Annotated in this window: 18 protein-coding genes; 8 read left to right on the forward strand and 10 right to left on the reverse strand. The window is 61.5% G+C overall.

Features of this window, described 5'->3' with window-relative positions; all coding sequences use genetic code 11:
• Positions 1-70: 70 nt before the first annotated feature.
• Positions 71-2,176 (reverse strand): pyruvate/proton symporter CstA, encoded by a 2,106-nt coding sequence (cstA, locus tag INF86_RS19215; protein WP_038415638.1) that lies wholly within the window; start codon positions 2,174-2,176, stop codon positions 71-73.
• Between the two features lie 268 nt (positions 2,177-2,444).
• On the opposite strand from cstA, the gene INF86_RS19220 reads away from it, so the two are divergent.
• Genes INF86_RS19220 through INF86_RS19230 form a run of 3 tightly spaced genes read left to right on the forward strand, consistent with a single transcriptional unit; the run spans position 2,445 to position 4,727 of the window.
• Positions 2,445-3,140, forward strand: a complete 696-nt coding sequence (locus INF86_RS19220) for a nucleoside recognition domain-containing protein (RefSeq protein ID WP_063149477.1) — start codon at positions 2,445-2,447, stop codon at positions 3,138-3,140.
• A complete protein-coding gene (locus INF86_RS19225; RefSeq protein ID WP_063149476.1) occupies positions 3,137-3,601 on the forward strand; it encodes a YjiG family protein in 465 nt (154 codons plus the stop codon). The genes INF86_RS19220 and INF86_RS19225 overlap by 4 nt, the downstream gene beginning before the upstream one ends.
• 13 nt (positions 3,602-3,614) lie before the next feature.
• Positions 3,615-4,727 (forward strand): M20 family metallopeptidase, encoded by a 1,113-nt coding sequence (locus tag INF86_RS19230; RefSeq protein WP_193543816.1) that lies wholly within the window; start codon positions 3,615-3,617, stop codon positions 4,725-4,727.
• 90 nt (positions 4,728-4,817) lie between these two features.
• On the opposite strand, the gene entH is transcribed toward INF86_RS19230, so the two are convergent.
• From entH to entC, 5 genes are read right to left on the reverse strand one after another with little or no spacing between them, the layout of a single operon-like run.
• A complete protein-coding gene (entH, locus tag INF86_RS19235; RefSeq protein WP_022647384.1) occupies positions 4,818-5,231 on the reverse strand; it encodes a proofreading thioesterase EntH in 414 nt (137 codons plus the stop codon).
• Positions 5,231-5,983: a 2,3-dihydro-2,3-dihydroxybenzoate dehydrogenase EntA gene (gene entA, locus INF86_RS19240; protein ID WP_048966668.1), complete on the reverse strand. Its 753-nt coding sequence runs from the start codon at positions 5,981-5,983 to the stop codon at positions 5,231-5,233. The genes entH and entA overlap by 1 nt, the downstream gene beginning before the upstream one ends.
• Positions 5,983-6,837, reverse strand: coding sequence for an isochorismatase (locus tag INF86_RS19245; protein WP_022647383.1), 855 nt, complete (start codon positions 6,835-6,837; stop codon positions 5,983-5,985). The genes entA and INF86_RS19245 overlap by 1 nt, the downstream gene beginning before the upstream one ends.
• A gap of 10 nt (positions 6,838-6,847) precedes the next feature.
• A complete protein-coding gene (entE, locus tag INF86_RS19250) occupies positions 6,848-8,458 on the reverse strand; it encodes a (2,3-dihydroxybenzoyl)adenylate synthase EntE (protein ID WP_193543817.1) in 1,611 nt (536 codons plus the stop codon).
• A 9-nt stretch (positions 8,459-8,467) separates the two neighbouring features.
• On the reverse strand, positions 8,468-9,643 hold the full coding sequence (entC, locus tag INF86_RS19255) for an isochorismate synthase EntC (RefSeq protein WP_023299559.1): 1,176 nt from the start codon (positions 9,641-9,643) through the stop codon (positions 8,468-8,470).
• A 188-nt stretch (positions 9,644-9,831) separates the two neighbouring features.
• On the opposite strand from entC, the gene fepB reads away from it, so the two are divergent.
• Positions 9,832-10,791, forward strand: a complete 960-nt coding sequence (gene fepB, locus INF86_RS19260; RefSeq protein ID WP_126490600.1) for a Fe2+-enterobactin ABC transporter substrate-binding protein — start codon at positions 9,832-9,834, stop codon at positions 10,789-10,791.
• A 77-nt stretch (positions 10,792-10,868) separates the two neighbouring features.
• Here fepB and entS read toward each other — a convergent pair whose 3' ends face one another.
• Entirely contained in the window at positions 10,869-12,095 is a 1,227-nt protein-coding gene (entS, locus tag INF86_RS19265) for an enterobactin transporter EntS (RefSeq protein WP_058677448.1), read from the reverse strand.
• 108 nt (positions 12,096-12,203) lie between these two features.
• Here entS and fepD point away from each other — a divergent pair, with 108 nt between their 5' ends.
• From fepD to fepC, 3 genes are read left to right on the forward strand one after another with little or no spacing between them, the layout of a single operon-like run.
• Complete coding sequence (fepD, locus tag INF86_RS19270) at positions 12,204-13,208, forward strand: Fe(3+)-siderophore ABC transporter permease (protein WP_193543818.1); 1,005 nt, start codon at positions 12,204-12,206, stop codon at positions 13,206-13,208.
• On the forward strand, positions 13,208-14,197 hold the full coding sequence (gene fepG / locus INF86_RS19275; RefSeq protein ID WP_074129344.1) for an iron-enterobactin ABC transporter permease: 990 nt from the start codon (positions 13,208-13,210) through the stop codon (positions 14,195-14,197). Before fepD ends, fepG begins: the two co-directional genes overlap by 1 nt.
• Positions 14,194-14,994: an iron-enterobactin ABC transporter ATP-binding protein gene (gene fepC, locus INF86_RS19280; RefSeq protein ID WP_023299555.1), complete on the forward strand. Its 801-nt coding sequence runs from the start codon at positions 14,194-14,196 to the stop codon at positions 14,992-14,994. Before fepG ends, fepC begins: the two co-directional genes overlap by 4 nt.
• 88 nt (positions 14,995-15,082) lie before the next feature.
• Here fepC and entF read toward each other — a convergent pair whose 3' ends face one another.
• Genes entF through fes form a run of 3 tightly spaced genes read right to left on the reverse strand, consistent with a single transcriptional unit; the run spans position 15,083 to position 20,359 of the window.
• Positions 15,083-18,940, reverse strand: coding sequence for an enterobactin non-ribosomal peptide synthetase EntF (entF, locus tag INF86_RS19285; RefSeq protein WP_193543819.1), 3,858 nt, complete (start codon positions 18,938-18,940; stop codon positions 15,083-15,085).
• Positions 18,937-19,149: an MbtH family NRPS accessory protein gene (locus tag INF86_RS19290; RefSeq protein ID WP_032624700.1), complete on the reverse strand. Its 213-nt coding sequence runs from the start codon at positions 19,147-19,149 to the stop codon at positions 18,937-18,939. Before INF86_RS19290 ends, entF begins: the two co-directional genes overlap by 4 nt.
• A 10-nt stretch (positions 19,150-19,159) precedes the next feature.
• Positions 19,160-20,359 carry an enterochelin esterase gene (gene fes, locus INF86_RS19295; protein ID WP_038415624.1) on the reverse strand — a complete coding sequence of 400 codons (1,200 nt, stop codon included), beginning with the start codon at positions 20,357-20,359 and terminating at the stop codon, positions 19,160-19,162.
• 146 nt (positions 20,360-20,505) lie between these two features.
• Here fes and INF86_RS19300 point away from each other — a divergent pair, with 146 nt between their 5' ends.
• Positions 20,506-22,746 (forward strand): TonB-dependent siderophore receptor, encoded by a 2,241-nt coding sequence (locus INF86_RS19300; RefSeq protein WP_063135850.1) that lies wholly within the window; start codon positions 20,506-20,508, stop codon positions 22,744-22,746.
• The last annotated feature ends 37 nt before the right edge of the window (positions 22,747-22,783 follow it).

The raw sequence follows: 22,783 nt of genomic DNA on the forward strand, positions 1-22,783 counted from the left end.
CTCTCCCGGAGGGAGAGGGAGGATAAGAAATGTAGGCCGGGTAAGGCGAAGCCGCCACCCGGCACACGGGTTAATGCGCCCCTTTCGCCTGGGTGACAATCTCGTCCAGGTTCTCAGGCATTGGCTCATACGGCGTCTCTTTCGCCGTTGGCGTGTCGACTTTCAACGCCGCCAGCGCGGTTTTCAGAGAATACAACGCCAGCACCACAACCACCACCATAAAGAAGATGGTCAGCCCGGCGTCCAGACGGTTGTTAAACACCAGCTGCGACAGCTGAGATTCGGTGTACTGCGCCGGGATCTTGCCGCTGTCGATCATCGCCTGGAACTTGTTGGCAATGGCCAGGAAGCCCACCTTGTTGTCCGGGCTGAAGGCTTTCTGCCAGCCTGCTGTCAGGGTACAGATCAGCAGCCACGCCGTTGGCACCAGCGCCACCCATGCGTAACGCTGGCGCTTCATCTTGAACAGGACTACGGCACAAAGCATCAGCGCCATGCCCGCCAGCATCTGGTTGGCGATACCGAACAGCGGCCACAGGGTGTTAATCCCGCCCAGCGGATCGACCACGCCCTGATGCAGGAAGTAGCCCCACGCCAGCACGCACAGTGCCGTCGCCAGCAGGTTAGCCGGGAGTGAATCGGTACGTTTCAGATTCGGGGAGATCACCCCCAGCAGATCCTGCAACATAAAGCGCGCCGCGCGCGTACCGGCATCCACCGCCGTCAGGATAAACAGCGCCTCGAACAGAATGGCGAAGTGATACCAGAACGAGACATCCATCAGCCCGCCCAGCGCACCGTGCAGGATGTAGGCCATACCCACCGCCAGCGTCGGCGCCCCGCCCGCACGGGAGATAATCGACTGCTCGCCGACCTCGTTAGCGATATGCGTCAACGTTTCAGGGGTAATCGCAAAGCCCCAGCCGCTCACCACCTGCGCAGCAGAGGCGACCACGTCAACAGTGCCGGCCGGGGCCAGTACCGCCATCGGGCTGTTCATCGCGAAGTACACGCCCGGGTCGATAATACAGGCCGAGACAAGCGCCATAATCGCCACGAAGGATTCCATCAGCATGCCGCCATAGCCAATCAGGCAGGCCTGATTTTCATTCGCCAGCATCTTCGGCGTGGTCCCGGAGGCGATAAGCGCATGGAAGCCAGACACTGCCCCACAGGCGATGGTGATAAACAGGAACGGGAACAGATTGCCGGTCCAGACCGGGCCGGTGCCGTCAATGAATTTGGTCAGGGCAGGCATGGTCAGGGTCGGGCGCATAATCAGAATGCCGATCGCCAGCCCGACGATGGTACCAATTTTCAGGAACGTAGAGAGGTAGTCACGCGGGGCCAGCAGGAGCCATACCGGCAGCACCGCCGCCACGAAGCCGTAGCCCACCAGCATCCAGGTCAGCTGCACGCCGGTGAAGTCGAAGAACGGTGCCCAGGTCGGGCTTTCCGCCACCCAGCCACCGGAGATAATAGCAAACACCAGGAACACCAGGCCAATGACTGAAACTTCACCAATGCGTCCCGGACGCAGATAGCGAATGTAGATCCCCATGAACAGCGCCAGCGGAATGGTGAAGGCGACGGTATAGGTTCCCCACGGGCTGTGGGTCAAGGCTTTCACCACAATCATCGCCAGTACCGCGAGGATGATGACCATGATCATAAAGGTCGCCACCAGCGCAATCACCCCGGCAGTTGCCCCCATCTCCTCTTTCACCAGCTCACCCAGCGAACGACCGTCGCGACGGGTGGAGACGAACAGCACCATGAAGTCCTGCACCGCGCCCGCCAGCACCACCCCCGCGAGGATCCAGATCATCCCCGGCAGATAGCCCATCTGCGCCGCCAGTACCGGCCCCACCAGCGGGCCTGCCCCGGCAATCGCCGCGAAATGGTGACCGAACAGCACTTTTTTATCGGTCGGCACGTAGTCCAGACCATCGTTATGACGCACGGCCGGCGTCATGCGCGTGCCGTCTACGCCCAGTACCGTCTTCGCGATATAACGGCCATAAAAACGGTATGCGATCAGATAAATGCAGACGGAGGCGACCACGATCCAGAGCGCATTTATCTGCTCCCCCCGGTTGAGGGCGATGTAGCCCAGGGCAAAGGCTCCCACAACGGAGAGCCCTGCCCATATAAGGTATTTCCCTGAGTTGTTCATAATGGTTATCCGTTGTTGTGAAACAGTGAGATGTTACATTTTGTTTCTAGAACAACGGATAAAATTTAACAACTTTGAAACGCAATAATGCGTGGTCAAACCAGACATTTACACCACATTGTTAAGCCGATCACTTTCGTAGCGTCACCGTTCACACTTTTACCTTTTTCGGCCAGACACCGCCTTACGGAATGATTTGTATCATTTTTTTTGGCCATAACCTCGCCAGAATGATCCTGCGCAATCGCGTGCATACAAGGAAAAGGATATGAACAGTTCAGTACCTCAGGATAGTCAGGTCGGGCCGGGCGCGTACTTCGCGCTGGCGTTTGCAGCCGTTTTCTTCTCGGGTCTGTTAGGCGGACAAGAGTGGTACGGCGTCTTTGATTTCACCACCCTCAACGGCGCATTTGGCAAAGTGGTCAGCAAAGCCAGTCTGGATGACGGTACGTTAACCACAGCCAGCAGCACCTTTCGCGGCACCGGCGGCAGCGGCGCGATGGACGGGTTTCTCTTCGCGCTCGGTTTAATTCCCGCGGTGATGTTCGCCCTGGGGATGATCAACGTGCTGGAGCACTATGGCGCCCTGCGTGCCGCGCGAAAACTCTTAACTCCTCTGCTGCGCCCGCTATTGGGGATCCCTGGCACCACCGGGCTGGCGCTGATTGGCAGCCTGCAAAGTACCGACGTGGGCGCGTCGCTTACCCGTAATCTCTCTGATGAAGGGCAAATCAGCGAAAAAGAGAAAGACGTTTTCGCCATGTTCCAGTTCTCCGCCGGGGCGATGATCACCAACTTTTTCTCTTCCGGGGCGATCCTCTTCACGCTGCTCGCCGTTGACGGCACGGCGGCGGTGCCCACCTCCATCGGGGCCTGTATCGCGGTGATGTTTATCATGAAAATTGTCGGCGCCAATCTGCTGCGCCTGATCCTGACGTTTACCCATAAAGGAGACGCCGCATGAGTGCCTCACAGTCCAATCCCGTCATTACCGATGTGTTTATCGAAGGCGCGCGCAAAGGCTGGAGCATTGCCACCAGCAGCACGCTGCCCAACGTGGTGATGGCCTTTATCATCATCAAGGCGCTGGAAATTACCGGCGCGCTGAAAGGGCTGGGCACGATCTTCTCTCCGCTGATGGGCCTGTTTGGCCTGCCGGGCGAAGCGGCCGCCGTGCTGATTGGCGGCTGGATGTCGATGGGCGGCGGGATCGGCGTTGCCATCGGCCTGTTTGATAAAGGCATCCTCACCGGCGAGCACCTGGCGATCCTGGCGCCCGCCATCTACCTGATGGGCTCGCAGGTGCAGTACCTGGGCCGCATTCTGGGGGTGATTGGCACCCGCGCCAAACGTATTCCGCTGATGATCGCCCTCTCGGTGGTCAACGCTTTCTTAGCCATGCTGCTGATGCGCATTATTCTCTGAACAGGACGTGAACATGAATCTTGACCATTATATCGAAGAGCTGAAAACCCTGGTGAACGTAGACTGCGGCACCCAGACGATTGACGGCGTCGCCGCTGTTGCAGGCATCATGCAGCAACTGTGGCAGCGCGAAGGCTGGCATACGGAGCAAGTGAACCTGGGCGACAAGGTGGGCCCCGCCGTCTTCGTCAGTAACAAGCCGCAGGCGGAACGGTTCGACGTGCTGCTGGTCGGGCATCTGGATACCGTATTTCCCGCCGGCACCGTGGCCGCGCGTCCGCTGAGCGAGGATGAAACCCGCCTGTACGGCCCCGGCGTCTCGGATATGAAGAGCGGACTTCTGAATATTTTGTGGGCAATGCGCGCGCTTGACGCCGCAGACAACGATCGTCTCGCGATTGCCGTTGCGATGAACCCGGACGAAGAGACCGGATCTGTCCATTCCCATGAGTGGATTGGCGAGCTGGCTAAGCGTTCCCGCTGCGTGCTGGTGTGCGAAGCCGCCCGCGCCGACGGTTCGCTGGTGAAAGCGCGTAAAGGGATGGCGGGCTATCACCTCACCTTTAGCGGCGTGGCGGCACACGCGGGCAATGACCCGGAAAAAGGCCGCTCGGCGATCACCGCGCTGGCAAAGAGCGTTATCGCCATCAATGCGCTGACGGACTGGGATCGCGGCACTACACTTAACGTCGGCGTGATTCAGGGCGGCAGCGCGGCGAACGTGGTCGCGGACAGCGCTGTGGCAGAACTGGACGTTCGCTTCTGGGAAAACGACGAGTATGACCGGGTGAACCAGGCGCTGGAGTTGTTATGTGAACAAGGTTTTTTAGACGGCGTGACCACCACGCTGACGCGGGTTAATCACAAACCGGCGATGGCCGCGAGCGACGCGACGCAGGCGCTGATGCAGCAGGTTGAAGCGGCGGGTAAAGCGGAAGGCATCGACATTACCTGGCAGGCAGTCGGCGGCGGCAGCGACGCCAACCACACCGCCGCGCTCGGCATCCCCACGCTTGACGGCTTCGGGTCGGTTGGCGCCGGGTTCCACAGCCCGGCGGAATGGCTGGATAAAGCGTCCATTGCGCCGCGAATTCGGCTGTTGAAGCGGGTGGTATCGATGTTGTAACAACCGCCCGGTGGCGCTTCGCTTACCGGGTCTGCATGTTTCGTAGGCCGGGTAAGGCGAAGCCGCCACCCGGCACTCCCGCCGCACAATCTAACCCAGCACCATCGTACTCAACCGACACGTACAGCACCGCCGCCCCTGCTCGTCGAACACCACAATCTCCCAGCTCTGACTGGAGCGGCCCAGATGCAGCGGCTGACATACGCCGCGCACCTTACCGTGAGAGACCGCGCGGTGGTGCGTAGCGTTCAGTTCCGTGCCCACCACATTCTGCCCGTCGCGGGTCATCAGAAAACCGGCCATCGACCCCAGCGTTTCCGCCAGCGCCGCCGACGCACCGCCGTGCAGCAGGCCAAACGGCTGGTGGGTGCGCGCATCCACCGGCATCTCCGCTTCCAGCGTATCGTCCCCGAGGCGGGTATAGACGATGCCAAGGTGTTCCACCATCGTGTTCTGGCTAGTGGCATTCAGTTCGTCGAGGGATAAATGACGTTTCCAGATCATTACGCCCCCAGCGTGGAGCCGCCGTCCACCACGATATCCTGCAAGGTGATATGGCTGGCGGCATCGGATGCCAGGAACAGCACGGTCGCGGCAATCTCCTGCGGACGGGCAATTTTACCGAGCGGAATGCCGAGTTTGAACTGCTCGCCGAAGCCGCGAATGCGCCGCTGTTCCGCATCATCGCTGGTCCACAACGTGCGCTGCATGTCGGTATCCGTAGAACCCGGCGACACCAGGTTACAGCGTACGCCGCTGCCCGCCAGCTCCAGCCCGACGGTCAGCGCCAGGCTTTTCAGCGCCGCTTTCGACGCGCCGTAGGCGCTCATGCCGATGCGCGGCGTGTGCGCCGCGTCAGAGGCCACCGTCACAATCGCCCCACCCTGCTGACGACGGAACTGGCCCATCGTCTGCTGGAACAGGTTGAACGCGCCGCCGACGTTGACCGCAAAGGTCTGCTGCCAGTCCTCCTGCGAAAGCTGATCCGTCGCGCCCATACGCAGAATGCCCGCCGCGTTAACCAGCACGTCGAGCCGCTCAAGGCTGCTGAGCAAACGCCTGCAGACATCACTCGCCTGCGCCGCATCCGCCACGTCCAGCGTTTCGGTGGCAAACGGATATTCGCCGTGAGGGAAAGCCAGATCGAACCCGGTCACCTGCGCCCCGGCCTCCACAAATGCCAGCGCGGTCGCATAGCCAATGCCCTTACCCGCGCCCGTCACCCAGACGGTTTTACCGGTAAAATCAAAAGCCATCACTTCACCTCGCGGGAGAGCAGCGCCCACCAGGCATCGAGGGTCGGATTTTTTGCCAGCATCACGAAATCAATGTCGCCGTGCACTTTGCGCCAGCGGGCGGCCAGCGCCATCATCCGTACTGAATCCAGACCGTAGTCGATCAGGTTTTCATCATCCATCGGCTCGTCGGACTCGTCCAGCAGCGGCAGGATCAGCTCACGCAGCGCGGCTTTCGTTGCCGGAACAGACGGCAGCAGCTCGTCGGTCATCACCACGCGGCCCGAACGTCCTGCCACGTATTTCAGCGACATCAGGTGCTCGTCGCGGGTGAAATCCGCCAGCGCGTCGGCGATAAAGAACGGTTTGATGTCGCGCATAAAGGCGTCGGTGGCGGTGGTCATGCAGCCGATGTGGGCGTACACGCCGGTGATCAAAAGCTGGTTGCGGCCGGTCTCTTTCAGCATCTGCTCCAGCGGGGAGCGGTGGAACGCGCTGTAGCGCCACTTCACCAGCACGGTGTCCGCTTCGTCCGGGGTCAGCTCAGCGACGATGCGCTGCTGCTCCGGCGAGCGAGTCAGACCCGGCCCCCACATATCGTTCAGCAGGGCGCGGTCTTCATCGCTCTGATCTTTCGGCTGCGCAGTGTAGTACACCGGAATATTGTGCTCTTTGCAGTACGCGCGCAGTTTAGCGATGTTCGCCACTACCTGCTGCATCATGTCGCTATTTTCGCCCCAGAAATTCAGGAAGTACTCCTGCATATCGTGGATCAGCAGCGCGGCGCGCTCCGGCTCAAACGCCCAGCTTACTTTACTGGTCGGCAGTTCGGCGGCGGTTGGCAGCGCATATGCGGTTAATTTTGGAATAGCCATTCTCTGTTCCTCAGCCCCGGGCGCGTTCAGCAAGCCACAGGCGCAACTGTTTCTTATCAACTTTGCCGACCGGCGTGAGCGGAAGCGCATCCACGCTCTCCACGCGGTCCGGCAGCTTAAATTCGGCAACGCCCTGCTCGCGCAGGAAGCGGCGCACCTCCACCGCGCGCAGCGGCTGTTTCACCACCAGGTACGCGCAGCTTTTTTCGCCCAGCAGGCTGTCCACCATGCTCACCAGCGCGGCGTGGATCACCGCGTCGTGGCGCAGCAGCAGGTTTTCGATCTCTTCGGCGGCGATTTTCTCGCCACCGCGGTTGATCTGATCTTTCTCGCGCCCCTGCACGGTGATGTAACCCTGCTCATCGATGGCGATCAGATCGCCCGAGCAGTAGAAGCCGTTAGCATCGAAGGCGCTGGCGTTGTGGTCCGGGCTGTTGAAATAGCCGCGGAAGGTGTAAGGGCCGCGCGTCATCAGACGCCCGACCTCCCCGCGCGGCAGCGGGTTGCCGTCCTCGTCCGCCACCCACACTTCATCGTCCGGGCACATCGGGCGGCCCTGGGTATTGATGATGCGCTCCGGCGCATCGTCGAGGGCGGTATAGTTCACCAGCCCTTCCGCCATGCCAAACACCTGCTGAAGCTGGCAGCCAATTTCCGCCGGAATGCGCGCCGCAAGCGTGGCGGAGAGGCGCGCGCCGCCCACCTGGAGCAGCCTGAGGGATTTCAGCTGGGCGTTCCCCGCGCCGTCGGCAATCGCCTGCAACCACAGACTGACCGCGGGTGGCACCAGCGAGGTGACGTTTATCTGATGCTGCTCAATCAGCGGGAAGCAGAGCGTGGCGCTCGGATCGTTCGCCAGCACCACGCAGCCACCCGCCGTGAAAACGCCTAACGATCCTGGCGAGCTCATGGCGTAGTTATGCGCCGCGGGAAGGGCGTTCAGATAGCGGGTGTGCGCAGTGATACCGCAGATTTCGTTGCTGCGACGGATGCTGTAGTCGTAATCGTTATGCGTGCGCGGGATCAGCTTCGGCGTGCCGGTGCTGCCGCCGGAGAGCTGGAAGAACGCCACTTCGTCGGCGGGCGTCGGGTTCGGGATGAAATTGTCCGCCGGGCGCGCAATCGCCGCCTCCAGCGCATGTTCGCCCTTATCGCCACGCAGCAGCACAACGCGTACCGAGCGATGCGCATCCACAAAGGTGTTGAGAAAATCATCGCCTGAGAACAGCGCGTGGTCGCGATCGGCAATCAGCACGGCGGGTTTGATCTGCTCCGCGTAGGCGTTGAGTTCACTGCGCTGATGGCTAAAGAGCGCGTTGACCGGCGCGACGCCGATTTGTAGTAGCGCGAAGAAGGTGATGTAGAACTCGGCCACGTTGCCAAGCTGCACCAGCGCGGTCTCACCGCGATGCAGTCCCTGCGCCTGAAGGGAGGACGCCAGATTCGTCACCGCCTGATTAAACGCGCGGTAGGTGATGCGGCGTTCGCCGTCAATTATCGCGACCGTATCGCTGTCCGCATGGTCCGTCAGGATGTGGGTCAGCGGCAGATCCTGCCAGTAGCCTTTTTCACGGTAGCGGCGGGCAAACTCCTCAGGCCAGCGGGTAAAAGGGATGGTCATGAGTATTCCTTAGTGCAAACCAAACACGTTGAGCATGGTGGAGAGCTTCACGCCCGTCTCGCGCCACTCGCCGACCGGGGAGGAGGCAGGCACAATGCCCGCACCGGCAAACAGGCGAACGGTATTTTGATGCAGCCGCGCGCAGCGGATAGTTACCACCCACTCGCCGTTACCTTCGCTGTCGCACCAGCCGACGATGCCGCCGAACAGCTCGCGGTCGAACGGCTCCAGCTCGGCAATCAGCTCTTTTGCCGCCTGATGCGGGAAGCCGCTCAGCGCGGGCGTCGGGTGCAGCAGGCAGGCCAGCGTCAGGGCGTTCTCGTTTTCACGTGCCTCACCTTCTACCGGCGTGGCCAGATGCCACAGCGTCGGGGTGGTGATGAGCTGCGGGGAAGCTGGCATGCTCAGATGATGGCTACGCGGTTCCAGAATGGTTTTCATTGCCTGCGTGACCAGATCGTGCTCGTGGCGGTCTTTTTCGGAGGCCAGCAGCTTAGTGCCCGCTTCGCGATCCAGCACATCGTCCGGCTGACGGCGCGCAGAGCCTGCCAGCGGCAGCGAGCTAAAGTGCGCGCCCTCTTTGCGCAGCAGCAGTTCCGGGCTGGCGCCCAGCAGCACGCCGCCGTCTTCCAGCGGTACGTGGAAGTTAAAGCTCGCCGGGTTCTGGGCGATAAGACGCTCCATCAGCGCGCTGCTATCGATCTGTTTGTCGGTAGCGATATCAATCAGGCGCGACAGCACCACCTTATTCACCTGCGGCGTGGCGGTGAGCGACGCGGCGCGAGCAACCATCTCCTCGAAAACCGGCTGCGACGGGATCTCGGTGCGCTGTTGCACGTTCAGCGTCTGCGCGCCGGAGGCATAACGTGCGGACTGCTGACGCGCCGGGCGGGAGAAGGTTTGCCAGCGTTGCGGAATAAACAGCGATGACGGTTTGCGGGTATCGAAGGGGATCGCCCCTACCATCACCGGATGGGCAATGCCGCTGTTTTTCGCATTCCGGAAAGCCTGAGCTAATTTCTGCTGAAAGGGACCCGCCGGATCGTCACCGCCGACGGCGGGTTCAGAAAAACGGGCAAAACAGCCGGACGTGGTAAAACTGCGGTAAGGCGACATAAAGAAAAAGCTGTCTGATTGCAGCGTTGTCGCGGTGTGCTGAACTTCCTCAGCCAGGGACGTGTCCATATCATCCTCCTTAAAATGATAAAAGAAGCAATAATGATTATCATTTATATTTTCGTCGGCTAACCTAATCCCACATCGCCCCGCTGTCAACCGTCGGGCAAATAACTTGTGCGACAAACGCTTGCATCCCTTCCCTACAGCCCTGAAAATGAGAAGCATTATCTTCAATAAAATCAGGATGCCGCTCTGTGAAAATCGCTGCCGTTTGCCGCAATGCCCTTCTTTTAACAGGACTTTTTGTTTTAGGACTAACCTCAGCCGTCGCCGCCGACTGGCCGCGCCAGGTCACCGACAGCCGCGGCGTTCACACGCTTGAGAGCAAACCGACGCGCATTGTCTCCACCAGCGTGACCTTAACCGGCTCCCTGCTGGCCATTGACGCGCCGGTCATTGCCAGCGGCGCGACCACGCCAAACAACCGCGTGGCGGATGCGCAGGGCTTCCTGCGTCAGTGGGGCGATATCGCCAAACAGCGTAAGGTTGCCCGGCTGTACATCGGCGAGCCGAGCGCCGAAGCCGTCGCGGCCCAGATGCCGGACCTGATTTTGATCAGCGCCACCGGCGGGGATTCCGCGCTGGCGCTCTACGATCAGCTTTCCGCCATCGCGCCGACGCTTATCATTAACTACGACGACAAAAGCTGGCAGGAACTGCTGACCCAACTGGGGACGATCACCGGGCAGGAGACACAGGCCGCAGAGCGCATCGCTGCCTTCGACAAACAGCTCGCCCAGGTGAAACAGCAGATGAAGCTGCCGCCACAGCCGGTGAACGCCATCGTCTACACCGCCGCGGCGCACACGGCGAACCTGTGGACGACAGACTCCGCGCAGGGCAAGCTTTTGCACCAGTTGGGCTTTACGCTGGCCGACGTGCCTGCCGGGTTGCACACCTCAAAAAGTCAGGGCAAACGCCACGACATTATCCAGTTAGGGGGTGAAAACCTGGCGACGGGGCTGAACGGCGAAGGGCTGTTCGTGTTTGCCGGCGATCAGAAAGACGTGGACGCGATTTACGCCAACCCGCTGCTGGCGCATCTGCCGTCGGTGAAGAACAAGCGCGTCTGGGCATTAGGAACCGAGACGTTCCGCCTGGATTATTACAGCGCGATGTTGGTGTTGCAGCGTTTGAATTCAATTTTTAAATAAGTGGCACGTTCCCCGTAGGCCCGGTAAGCGCAGCGCCACCGGGCGTTTTGTCGGGTGGCGGCTACGCCTTACCCGACCTACAGGGTCTGCCTGAACCGACGCAACTCCACCAGAACCGCCAGTAAAATCACGCCAACAACGGCTAACACAAACCCGCTGCTGCTCGCCGACGCCACCGGGGTCATTATCGCCCCCAGCCCGCCGAGGATCGCCGCGCCAATCGCATCGCCCGTGACGTTCTGCGCCGTCCACAGGCCGTTAATGCGCCCGAGCATCCCTTCCGGCGTCTGGGTCTGGATCAGGGTGTACTGTAAAAGAGAGCTGACCGCGCTCAGCCAGCCGAAAATCACCAGACACATCACCCCCAGCGCCCACACCGGCATCAGGCTAAAGAAACCAATGGCGATAAACGAGGCCAGCGTCGCCACCAGCATGATCAACCCCGGCCTCGCGCTCTGCGCCAGGTTGCCGCTGGTCAGCGCCCCGAAGGCCGCACCGAGCGGAATGGCGGCGTACAGCACGCCAATCTCTGAGGCGCTCATCTGCCACTCACCCGCCAGCGCCGGATACAGCACGCGCACGGCGCTCGCCATCGTCAGCAGGCCGCCGAGCAGCGCAATCCCGCCAATCAATGGGTTGCTGAACAGGAAACGAATCGCGGCCATCAGGGACTTCAGCGGATGCTCGCGCGGCTGCGGCGGGGGTGGCAGGAGCGGCAGACGCAGTAGCGTCAGGGTGGTAATAAACGTTCCCGCCGCGGCAAGGCCGTAGTTCCACGCCACGTTGCCGGTCGCCAGCAACAGACCGCCCACCATCGGCGAAATCACCGAGCCGAGACGTACGGTGAGCATGGTAATCGCCCCCGCCTGCATCAGGTTCTCGCGCCCGACCAGCGCGGGCGTGGCCGCCAGCAGCGCCGTCACGCCTAACGAAGCAAAAAAGCCGTCCCACAATCCCAGCACGTAAATGGCCACCAGCGACGGCTCCGGCAGCATGGCGTTCAGACACAGCCCGATAAAGCCCACCCCGCAGGTGCCGCGCGCCAGCAGGATCAGCTTTTTACGCTCGTAGCGGTCCGCCAGCACGCCGCCCACCATCAGGCCGATAAACATCGCCCCGCCGGTTAAGGTGACGGATAACCCCACCAGCCAGCTGGAGTGAGTCATGGTCTGGATTTGCACCGGTACGGCCACACCAAGCAGACCGAGGGACAAAATGGAGATAAAGCGAGCGATAAAAACGGCGCGATACGCCGGGTGTGTTTTGAGCAGGCTGAGGTTAAGCAGCCAGGATTTTTGATTCATGACAAAGCCTTGAGTCTATTTCTACCCATTCCATGGGCGCACATGCTAACATAGCCAAATAAGATAGATAACGATAATCACTATCATTATCAAATCATGGATGTTGCTATGTCGTTTTCCTCTTCTGCGGTGCGCGCCCTTGCCGTGCCCGTTTTATTGCTACTGCTAATCCTTGCGATTGCACTCAGCCTGCTGGTCGGCGCAAAACCGCTGCCCGCGTCCGTTATTGTCGATGCGCTATCCGGTACCTGTCAGAGTGCCGACTGCACCATCGTGCTCGACGCTCGCCTGCCCCGAACCCTTGCCGGATTGCTGGCTGGCGGTGCGCTCGGCCTTGCCGGTGCTCTGATGCAAACCCTCACCCGCAACCCGCTGGCGGACCCCGGCATTCTCGGCGTTAACTCCGGCGCCAGCTTTGCCATCGTGCTCGGCGCAGCGCTGTTTGGATTTACGTCCCCCTCTGAACAACTGATGATGGCTTTTTGCGGCGCGCTGGCGGCCTCGCTGGTGGTGGCGTTTACCGGCAGCCAGGGCGGCGGCCAGCTCAGCCCGGTACGCTTAACGCTGGCGGGCGTAGCGCTCGCGGCGGTACTGGAAGGCTTGTCCAACGGCATCGCCCTGCTCAACCCGGACGTGTATGACCAGCTGCGCTTCTGGCAGGCGGGTTCGCTGGATATTCGTACCCTTGAAACCTTAAAGGTGGTGGTGATCCCGACGATCGTCGCTGCCGCCGTGGCGCTCTGTTTAAGCCGGGCGCTGAACAGCCTGAGCCTCGGCAGCGATACCGCGACCGCCCTCGGCAACCATGTGGCGCGCACGCAGCTGACGGGGCTACTCGCCATTACCGTGCTCTGCGGCAGCGCGACCGCCGTGGTCGGGCCGATTGCCTTTATCGGCCTGATGATGCCGCACATGGCGCGCTGGCTGGTGGGGGCGGATCACCGCTGGTCGTTGCCGGTCACGCTGCTGGCGACCCCTGCCCTGCTGCTCTTTGCCGACGTAATGGGCCGCCTGCTGGTGCCGGGTGAACTTCGCGTCTCGGTGGTCAGCGCCTTTATCGGCGCGCCGGTACTGATCTTCCTGGTTCGACGCAGACGCGGGGGTGGCGCATGATGGCCCCGTCCCGTCGTTTACTTACCAGCGTCGCCCTGCTGGTCGTCGCCAGTCTGCTGCTGGCGGTCTGGAGCCTGCAAAGCGGTGCCGTAACGCTTGATTTCGCGCAGGTCTTTCACGCTCTCAGCGGCAGCGCGCCGCGTAACATCACCATGGTGGTCACCGAATGGCGACTGCCGCGCGTGGCGATGGCGATCCTGGTGGGCGCGGCGCTTGGCGTCAGCGGCGCGATATTCCAGTCGCTGATGCGTAACCCCCTCGGGAGCCCGGACGTGATGGGCCTGAATACCGGCGCGTGGAGCGGCGTGCTGGTGGCGATGGTGCTGTTCGGGCAGCATCTTACGGCCATTACCTTTACGGCGATGGCGGGCGGCATTCTCACCTCCCTGCTTATCTGGGCCCTGGCCTGGCGCAACGGCATCGACACCTTCCGTCTGATCATCATCGGGATCGGCATCCGTGCGATGCTGATGGCGTTCAACACCTGGCTTCTGCTACAGGCATCGCTGGAAACCGCGCTCTCCGCCGGGCTGTGGTACGCCGGCTCCCTCAACGGTCTGACGTGGGGAAAAACCTGGCCCGCCGCGCCGCTGATTTTGCTGATGTTTATTGGCGCGTTGCTGCTGGTCAGGCGCATGCGGCTACTGGAGATGGGCGACGACAGCGCCTGCGCGCTGGGCGTGAGCGTAGAGCGCTCGCGCCTGATGCTGATGCTGGTGGCGGTCTTGCTGACCGCAGCGTCTACCGCCATCGCCGGGCCGATCTCGTTTATTGCCCTCGTAGCCCCGCATATCGCGCGGCGTCTTAGCGGTACCGCGCGCTGGGGATTAACCCAGGCGGCGCTGTGCGGCGCATTGTTACTGCTGGCCGCCGATCTCTGCGCTCAGCAGCTGTTTATGCCTTATCAACTGCCGGTGGGCGTGGTGACCGTCAGCCTCGGCGGGATTTACCTCATCGTCTTGCTCGTTCAGGAGTCACGCAAGAAATGACAGATTCAACATTCCGCTTGCGCGGCGAAAACTTGACCCTCGGCTACGGCAAAAAAATCATTGCCCGGGATTTATCCGTGTCCATTCCGGACGGCCACTTCACCGCCATTATCGGCCCGAACGGTTGCGGCAAATCGACCCTGCTGCGCACGCTGAGCCGCCTGATGTCGCCGGTTGAGGGTAGCGTGTTCCTCGACGGGGAGCAGATCCAGCGCTTCGCCAGCAAAGAGGTGGCGCGCCGAATTGGTCTGCTGGCGCAAAACGCCACCACGCCGGGGGATATTACCGTGCAGGAGCTGGTCTCCCGCGGGCGCTACCCGCACCAGCCGCTGTTTACCCGCTGGCGCAAGGAGGACGACGAGGCGGTGAAGCGCGCGATGCAGGCTACGGGCATCACCAATCTGGCCCAGCAAAGCGTCGATACCCTCTCCGGCGGACAGCGCCAGCGCGCCTGGATTGCAATGGTACTGGCGCAGGAAACCTCGATTATGCTGCTGGACGAGCCGACAACCTGGCTCGATATCAGCCATCAGATTGATCTGCTGGAGCTGCTGAGCGAACTGAACCGCACGCAGGGGTACACCCTGGCGGCAGTGCTGCACGACTTAAATCAGGCGTGCCGCTACGCAACGCATCTGATTGCGCTGCGCGACGGCGAGATTGTGGCGCAGGGCGCGCCGAAGGAGATTGTGACGCCGGATCTGATCGCGCGGATCTACGGCATGCGCTGCATGATTATTGACGATCCGGTGGCGGGTACGCCGCTGGTGGTGCCGTTGGGCAAGCGTGCGGTCTGATGCCCTCACCCCGGCCCTCTCCCACGGGGAGAGGGAGCAAACCATCCCCTCTCCCCGTGGGAGAGGGTTAGGGTGAGGGGCATTTGCACTATCCTAAAATTTCCTTCAGTACCGGCCCAATCTTTTCAAACGCCTGCGGTGAAATAATATCCACGTGGGCGCAGTCCTGGCTGTACACCTCCAGCGCACTCACCCACGGCGCCCACGCGGCCTGCGGATCCAGGGTTCGCGTTCGCTCGGCGACAAACAGCGTCGCTTTACCGTCAAACCGCGCGCTGTGTGCCGTGGTGAGCAGCCGCACCGCGTCCGCATAGTTGCCTTCAATGGCGTTAAACAGCTCGCTGGAACCTTGCCCCTGCTGGGCGGCGATAAACGCCTGACGCTCGCGCTCAATTTCCGCCAGCACCTCCGGATCGAGGCCATTAGCCTCTTTCTCCGCCCAGTTCTGGGTTTCCGGCGGCCAGGTATCCAGCAGGCCGAGGAACGCTACGTTTTCACCCTGCTCGCGCAGACGCGCCGCAATGCCCTGCGCCAGCGTGCCGCCGAGGGAATAGCCGAACAGATAATACGGCCCCTGCGGCTGCTGCTTACGCAACGTGTTCAGATGATGTTCGATCACCGCATCGAGATCCGCACACTGCTGCATCGGTCCGTCAGGTCGGGGAGACTGAATGCCGACGATTGACCAGCGCGGGCTGAGGTAGCGCGCCAGGACGCTAAACTGCCAGGCAAAGCCGGATGCCGGATGGAAGCAGAACAGCGTGGGGCCGTTGCTTTCACGCAGCGGGAGAACAGTTTCATACCCCAGACGCTGCGCCTGCTCGTCGCTCATCTGCGAGTCCAACAGGGCGCTAAGCTTACTCACCGTCGAGGCGACCATAATCTGGCCCGGCGTGACCTTACGGCTGAACGCACGGCTGAGCTGAGCCGCGAGGCGCATCGCCAGCAGCGAGTGGCCGCCGAGGGCAAAGAAATCGGCTTCGATATCGTTCACCGCGCAGCCCAGCAGGGCAGAAAACGCCTGCGCCACGGCGACTTCGGTTTGTGTCTCAGGCGCGCGACCAGAGGTTTTGCTGGTCAGCTCCGGCAGCGGCAACGCCTTGCGATCCAGCTTGCCGTTGGCGCTTAACGGCAGCGCGCTGATTTGCAGCAGCACCACCGGCACCATATGTGGCGGCAGCTGGGCTTTGAGTGATGCTAGCAGCGCGTCGCGATCCAGCGGTAAGCCGGATTCGGAGACAACGTACCCCACCAGCTGGCGGGCATCGCCACCCGTGGCAGTTGCCTGGTTGAACACGCAGGCGTGCGCCACGGCCTGGGCCACATCCGGCAGCGCAAGCATGGCCCGGTCGATTTCGCCCAGCTCAATGCGCTGACCGCGAATTTTTAACTGGTCATCGCTGCGGCCCAGATATTCTACCGCGCCGTTGTCCAGCCAGCGGGCAACGTCCCCGGTGCGGTACATCCGCTCGCCGGGGGCAAAAGGATCGGCGATAAAGCGGCTGGCGGTAAGGTCGGGGCGTCCCAGATACCCCTGCGCCAGCTGGATGCCGGTGAGATACAGATCCCCCGCCACGCCGAACGGCACCGGGCGCATCATCGCGTCCAGAATGCGCAGCCCCGTATTCCACACCGGGAAGCCGATCGGCACGCAGTTCCCTTCCACCGCCGCCAGCTCGGGGCCGTACGCCGGATACCAGCTGACGTCCACCGCCGCTTCGGTCGGGCCATAGAGGTTGTGCAGCGGCGCATGGGTGAGCTGTTCCCACTCGCGGCACAGCGCAGTCGGCAACGCCTCGCCGCTACAGAACACCTGCTTCAGCGTCCTGCAACAGTCGACGTTTTCCGGCGTCAGCGAGGCGACGAACGCCGCCAGCATCGACGGCACGAAGTGGGTGGTGGTTACGCCATATTGTGCGAAGAAGCTCTGCATCGCCTGCGGATCGCGGTGCGCGTCCGGCTCGGCCATCACCAGCTTCGCCCCGGCAATAAACGGCCACCAGAACTCCCACACCGACACGTCAAAGCTGCACGGCGTTTTCTGCGCCACCACGTCATGCGCCGCCAGTGGATAATGATCCTGCATCCACTTCAGGCGGTTAACGATGGCGGTATGGCCGACCATCACGCCTTTTGGTCGTCCCGTCGAACCGGAGGTAAAGATGATGTACGCGGTCTGCTCCGGCTTCGCCAGGCGCAGAGGTTCAGCATCGGTGGCCGGTAATAGTGTGTTGTAACTAAAGGTGGCGATCGGCAGATCGTTAAAGCGCGGAAGCTGCTGGTCGGTGGTAATGAGCAGCGACGGCTTCGCGTCCTCCAGCATCATCCGCAGACGGTCGTCCGGGTAACCGGTATCCAGCGGCAGCCAGGCGGCACCGGCTTCAACAATCCCGTGCAGCGCCAGGGTCAGGAACACCGAGCGCGGGAGCGCCACCGCCACGCTGTCGCCCGGCTTCACGCCGCGCGCGCGCAGCAGATTTGCCAGCGCGACCACCTGCTCGCGCATCTGGCGGTAGTTCAGCTCAGTATGGGCATCCGCCAGCGCCGGGGCGTCCGGCGTTTTGCTCGCCTGCTCCGCGACAAGGTCCGCCAGCGTGGTGGACGGCAGCGCCAGCCCGGTATCGTTGATTCGCGCCAGCCGGGCGTATTCCTGCTCTGATACGGTTTCCACGTCGCCACAGCGCAGGTCCGGGTTGGCGGCAAACTGCGTCAGAATTGCGTTCAGCCGCGCCGCGTGCCCCTTCAGCGTCGCCTCGTCGTAACGCTGCCTGTTGGCGAGGATCTCAATGCTTAGTCCGCCCTGCTCGTCCGGGAACAGCGCCAGCTCCAGATCGTTCACCGGGCCGGTCGCCAGCGTGTGGGTAATGGCCTCCACGCCGTCGATATCCAGCTGATAATCGAACACCTTGACGTTCAGCACCGGACCAAACAAGGGTTCGTCCCCTGCGGCCTGCCCGCTGTCGCGCACGATCTGCTCGGCGTCGTAGCGCTGATGGAGGCGCATCTTTTTCAGCTGGTTCGCCAGCCGCAGCGCCAGCGCTGGCAAGCTCTCGTGCGGGCAAATATTCACCGCCAGCGGCAGGACGTTGAGCACCGGTCCGGTCGCGGTCAGCGCGGCGGAGCCCATGCGGCGCATAAAGATAAACCCGGCGGCGTAGTCCAGCCGTCCGGTCAGGCGGCCCAGCCACAGCGCCACCAGCGCAAGCGCCAGATCGGTTCGCTGCGTTTGCCCGGCCGCCTGTGCAAGCTGGCTAAACGCACGGCCGTCCATCGCCATTTTCAGGCGCAGGATGTCGGTGGTGGCGGCACGTCCCGGCAGGGGCGCCGAAGAGAGCGAGACCGGAGAAGGAAGCTGTTTGCGCTGTTCGGTCCAGAAAGCACCGTCGCGCTGATACGCCTCGCTGTCGCGATAGCGCTGATACTCCTCTACCACCTCGGCGAACGGAGTAAACGGGGAGGCGGGTGCAGGTTCACCTTTCTGCCACGCAGCGTAAATGGCGGCGATTTGACGGGTAATGGCCGGGAAACTGAAGCCATCTACCACCAGATGATGATACCGCTGATACCAGTACCAGTGGTTTTCTCCCACCTGAATCAGCTGGTGAAACGCCAGCGGCTGACCGCTGTCGACGCGCAGGTTCTGGTTGAGATCGGCCTCCATCAGCGCCACGGCGGCGTCGTGGGAGTTAACGCGCACAATGGACGGCTCCGGCAGGATCATGGCCTCATCGACCCACTGCCACACCTCGCCGTTATCCTCAGCGAAACGCATCCGCAGGGTGTCGGCCTGCATCATGCCTTCAGCGATGGCTTTTGCCAGCAACGGCGCGTCGATAGCGCCTTTCAGTTCGGTGTAGTGCGCCACGCTCCAGGCGTTTGGCAGGGAGGAAAGCTGCTCTGCCATCCAGATCCCCGGCTGGGCGGCGACAAGAGGGAGACGGTTCATGCGCGCTCCCCCGCAAAGTAAGACGGCTCAAGCGTCTGCCACTGTTCCGCCAGCCACTGCTGGCACGCCTCCTGAGATTGCGGTTCGCACACCACGCGCCAGCCCGCGGGCAACTCGCACTCTTGCGGCCACAGGCTGTACTGCCCCTGGTCATTTTGCAAAATGGCGAACTGTCCCTGCGGATTATCGAAAGGATTGCTGAATTCCATACAGACTCCGTTATTGAATAAGCGGCTGCCAGAGGGTCATCAGCCCCTGTGTCAGCCCACCGCGCCAGCAAAGCGCATCGTGTCCGCCGTCAACCTGACGCCAGAAAACCGGTTGCTGAGTGTGTAGTTCGGCGAGGATCGCCTGGTTTGCGCGTAAGATAAGCGGCTCGTTGCGCCCGGCCTCAAGGACGATGCGCAGCCCGCGAGCGGTTTTTTCACCCGCTTTGAGTTGTTCAATGAGCAGCCCGTCCTGCTGCGCGCCGCGGTGCGGCCACCAGTAGGATCCGGACTGGCTGAGGATGCAGCCAAAACGCTGCGGCCAGTTGAGGCCCGCATAGAGGGAAGAGAGCCCGCCGAAGCTTTGGCCCGCCACCACGGTATGGTCGGCGCGGTCGCTGAACGGGGCCATGCTTTTCACCTGCGGGAGGAGTTCGTCCTGCACCGCCAGCCAGAAATCAGGGTTGCACGGCAGCTCGCGGCTGCGGTGTGCGGTGTCAATGACGTCGATTAAGACATAAACCGCAGGCGGCAGTTTGCCTTCATGGGTGAGCGACGCCAGCGCAGGCCAGACGGGCATGCTTTCGGCCCAGAACTGCCCGTCAAGCAGCACCGCCAGCGGGCGCTCCGGGCTTTCATCCCCGGTGGTAAAAATCCACACGCGGCGATGGTTCTTCAGACGCGCGCTGTGCCACTCAATGCAGACAGGCTTTTTATAGGGCGTATCGGGATGATTCCAGCCGGGCTGTACGGGCGCCTCCGGCATCTCCAGCGCCGAGACGGCGTGCCCGCGCCCGCCGCGCCAGCTCTGCGCATTCAGCGGATCGGAAACCGCGTGCGGCAGCAGTTTGCGCCAGCCTTCGCGCAGCGCCATGCGGTCCGGCTGCTCGCCTTCAAACACTGCGCTGGCAAAATCATCTTCATTGTCGGAGGGGATAAAACAGTAGCTGCCGCGCCATTCGGGGCTGAACTCGCCCTGCCACTGCCAGACGTCGGTATCCGGGATACGTTCAAGGGACTGCGGACGGGCATTTTGATGGTGATCGGTCACGCCGGTGACGTAGAGCCAGACGCGTTTAATCGTCGACGTTTTCTGCGTTCCCGCCGGGTCCCGCCACCAGAATGTCACGCGATAGTTTTCCTGATGACGTTCCCGTTCCGGCCCGTTTTTCGCCTGCCACCACGCTTCACTTCCGGTTGTTAACGCCGTCACCCTTATAACCCCATGTTTAACAGTCTTTTTTGTTTCAGAGCAAATTTTATTGATAATATTATTGATAACTATTTGCATTTGCAATAGCGTAATGCCCGCGCTGTGGGAAGCGCGCTCATTAAATAACCATAAAAGCGGGACGTACAATGAATAAGAAGATTCACTCTCTGGCCTTGCTGGTCAATTTAGGGATTTATGGTGTCGCGCTGCCCGTCATGGCAGACGACAACACCGCCTCCGCGCAGCACGAAGACACCATGGTGATCACCGCCGCCGAGCAGAATTTGCAGGCGCCGGGCGTGTCAACCATCACCGCCGATGAGATCCGTAAAAACCCGCCCGCGCGCGACGTGGCGGAAATCATCCGCACCATGCCGGGCGTTAACCTGACCGGCAACTCCACCAGCGGCCAGCGCGGGAATAACCGTCAGATTGACATTCGCGGCATGGGCCCGGAAAACACCCTGATCCTGATCGACGGCAAGCCGGTCACCAGCCGCAACTCCATCCGTCTGGGCTGGCGCGGCGAGCGTGATACCCGCGGCGATACCGGCTGGGTCCCGCCGGAGATGATCGAGCGCATCGAAGTGATCCGTGGCCCGGCTGCTGCCCGCTACGGTAACGGCGCGGCGGGCGGCGTGGTGAACATCATCACCAAAAAATTCGACGACCAGTGGCACGGCTCCTGGAACACCTACCTGAATGCGCCAGAACATAAGGACGAAGGTTCGACTAAACGCACCAACTTCAGCCTGAGCGGCCCGCTGGGCGGCGACTTCAGCTTCCGCATGTTTGGTAACCTGGACAAAACCCAGGCCGATGCGTGGGACATCAACCAGGGTCACCAGTCTGAACGTACCGGTGCCTACGCCAACACCCTGCCCGCAGGCCGTGAAGGTGTGGAAAACAAAGACATCAACGGCGTGGTGCGCTGGGACTTCGCACCAATGCAGTCGCTGGAGTTTGAAGCGGGCTACAGCCGCCAGAACAACCTGTATGCGGGCGACACGCAGAACACCAACAACGACAACGCGCTGGTGAAGAAGAACTACGGTAAAGAGACAAACCGTATTTATCGTCAGAACTTCGCCGTGACCTGGAACGGCGGCTGGGATAACGGCATTACCACCAGCAACTGGGCGCAGTACGAGCACACCCGCAACTCCCGTCTGGGTGAAGGACTGGCGGGCGGTACTGAAGGTCTGTTCAACAGCAATAAATTCACCGACACCGATCTGTCCGACGTGATGCTGCACAGCGAAATCAACCTGCCGATTGATTTCATTGTGAACCAGAACCTGACGCTCGGCACCGAGTGGAACCAGCAGCGCATGAAGGACTCGACCTCCTTCACGCAAACCCAGCAGGGCGGCACCATCCCGGGCATGAGCGAAGACCGTAGCCCCTACACGTCAGCGGAGATCTTCTCCCTGTTCGCCGAAAACAACATGGAGCTGACCGACAGCACCATGCTGACCCCTGCTCTGCGCTTCGATCACCACACTATTGTCGGCAATAACTGGAGCCCGTCCCTGAACCTGTCGCAAGGTCTGGGGGATGACTTCACCCTGAAGATGGGCATCGCGCGCGCCTATAAAGCGCCAAGCCTGTATCAGACCAACCCGAACTACCTGCTGTACAGTAAAGGCCAGGGCTGCTACGCCAGCTCCGACGGCGTGGGCTGCTACATGATGGGTAACGACGATCTGAAAGCGGAAACCAGCATCAACAAAGAGATTGGCCTGGAGTGGAAACGCGACGGCTGGCTGGCGGGCGTGACCTGGTTCCGCAACGACTATCGCAACAAGATTGAAGCGGGCTACGCGCCGATTGGCCAGACGTCCACCGGCAAAGTCACCACCGATATCTACCAGTGGGAAAACGTACCGAAGGCGGTAGTGGAAGGTCTGGAAGGCTCCCTGAACGTGCCGGTCAGCGATACCATCAACTGGACCAACAACATCACCTACATGCTGCAAAGCAAGAACAAGGAGACCGGCGATCGTCTGTCGATCATCCCGGAGTATACGCTGAACTCAACCCTGAGCTGGCAGGTACGTCAGGATGTCTCATTGCAGTCGACCTTCACCTGGTACGGCAAGCAGCAGCCGAAGAAGTACAACTACAAAGGTCAGCCGGTGACCGGGTCTGAGAAAGACGAAGTCAGCCCGTACAGCATCGTTGGCCTGAGCGCGACCTGGGACGTGACGAAAAACGTCAGCCTGACCGGCGGCGTGGACAACGTCTTCGACAAGCGCCAGTGGCGCGCCGGTAACGCCCAGACCACGGGTAATACCACGACGGGTGCGTATATGTACGGTGCGGGTGCGTATACGTATAATGAGCCGGGTCGCACCTGGTACATGAGCGTGAATACGAGGTTCTGATACAGGCAGTGACTTCCCCCTCTCCCTGTGGGCTGAG

The organism is Enterobacter cloacae complex sp. I1M (genome assembly GCF_014982425.1).
GTDB classification, from domain to species: domain Bacteria; phylum Pseudomonadota; class Gammaproteobacteria; order Enterobacterales; family Enterobacteriaceae; genus Enterobacter; species Enterobacter intestinihominis.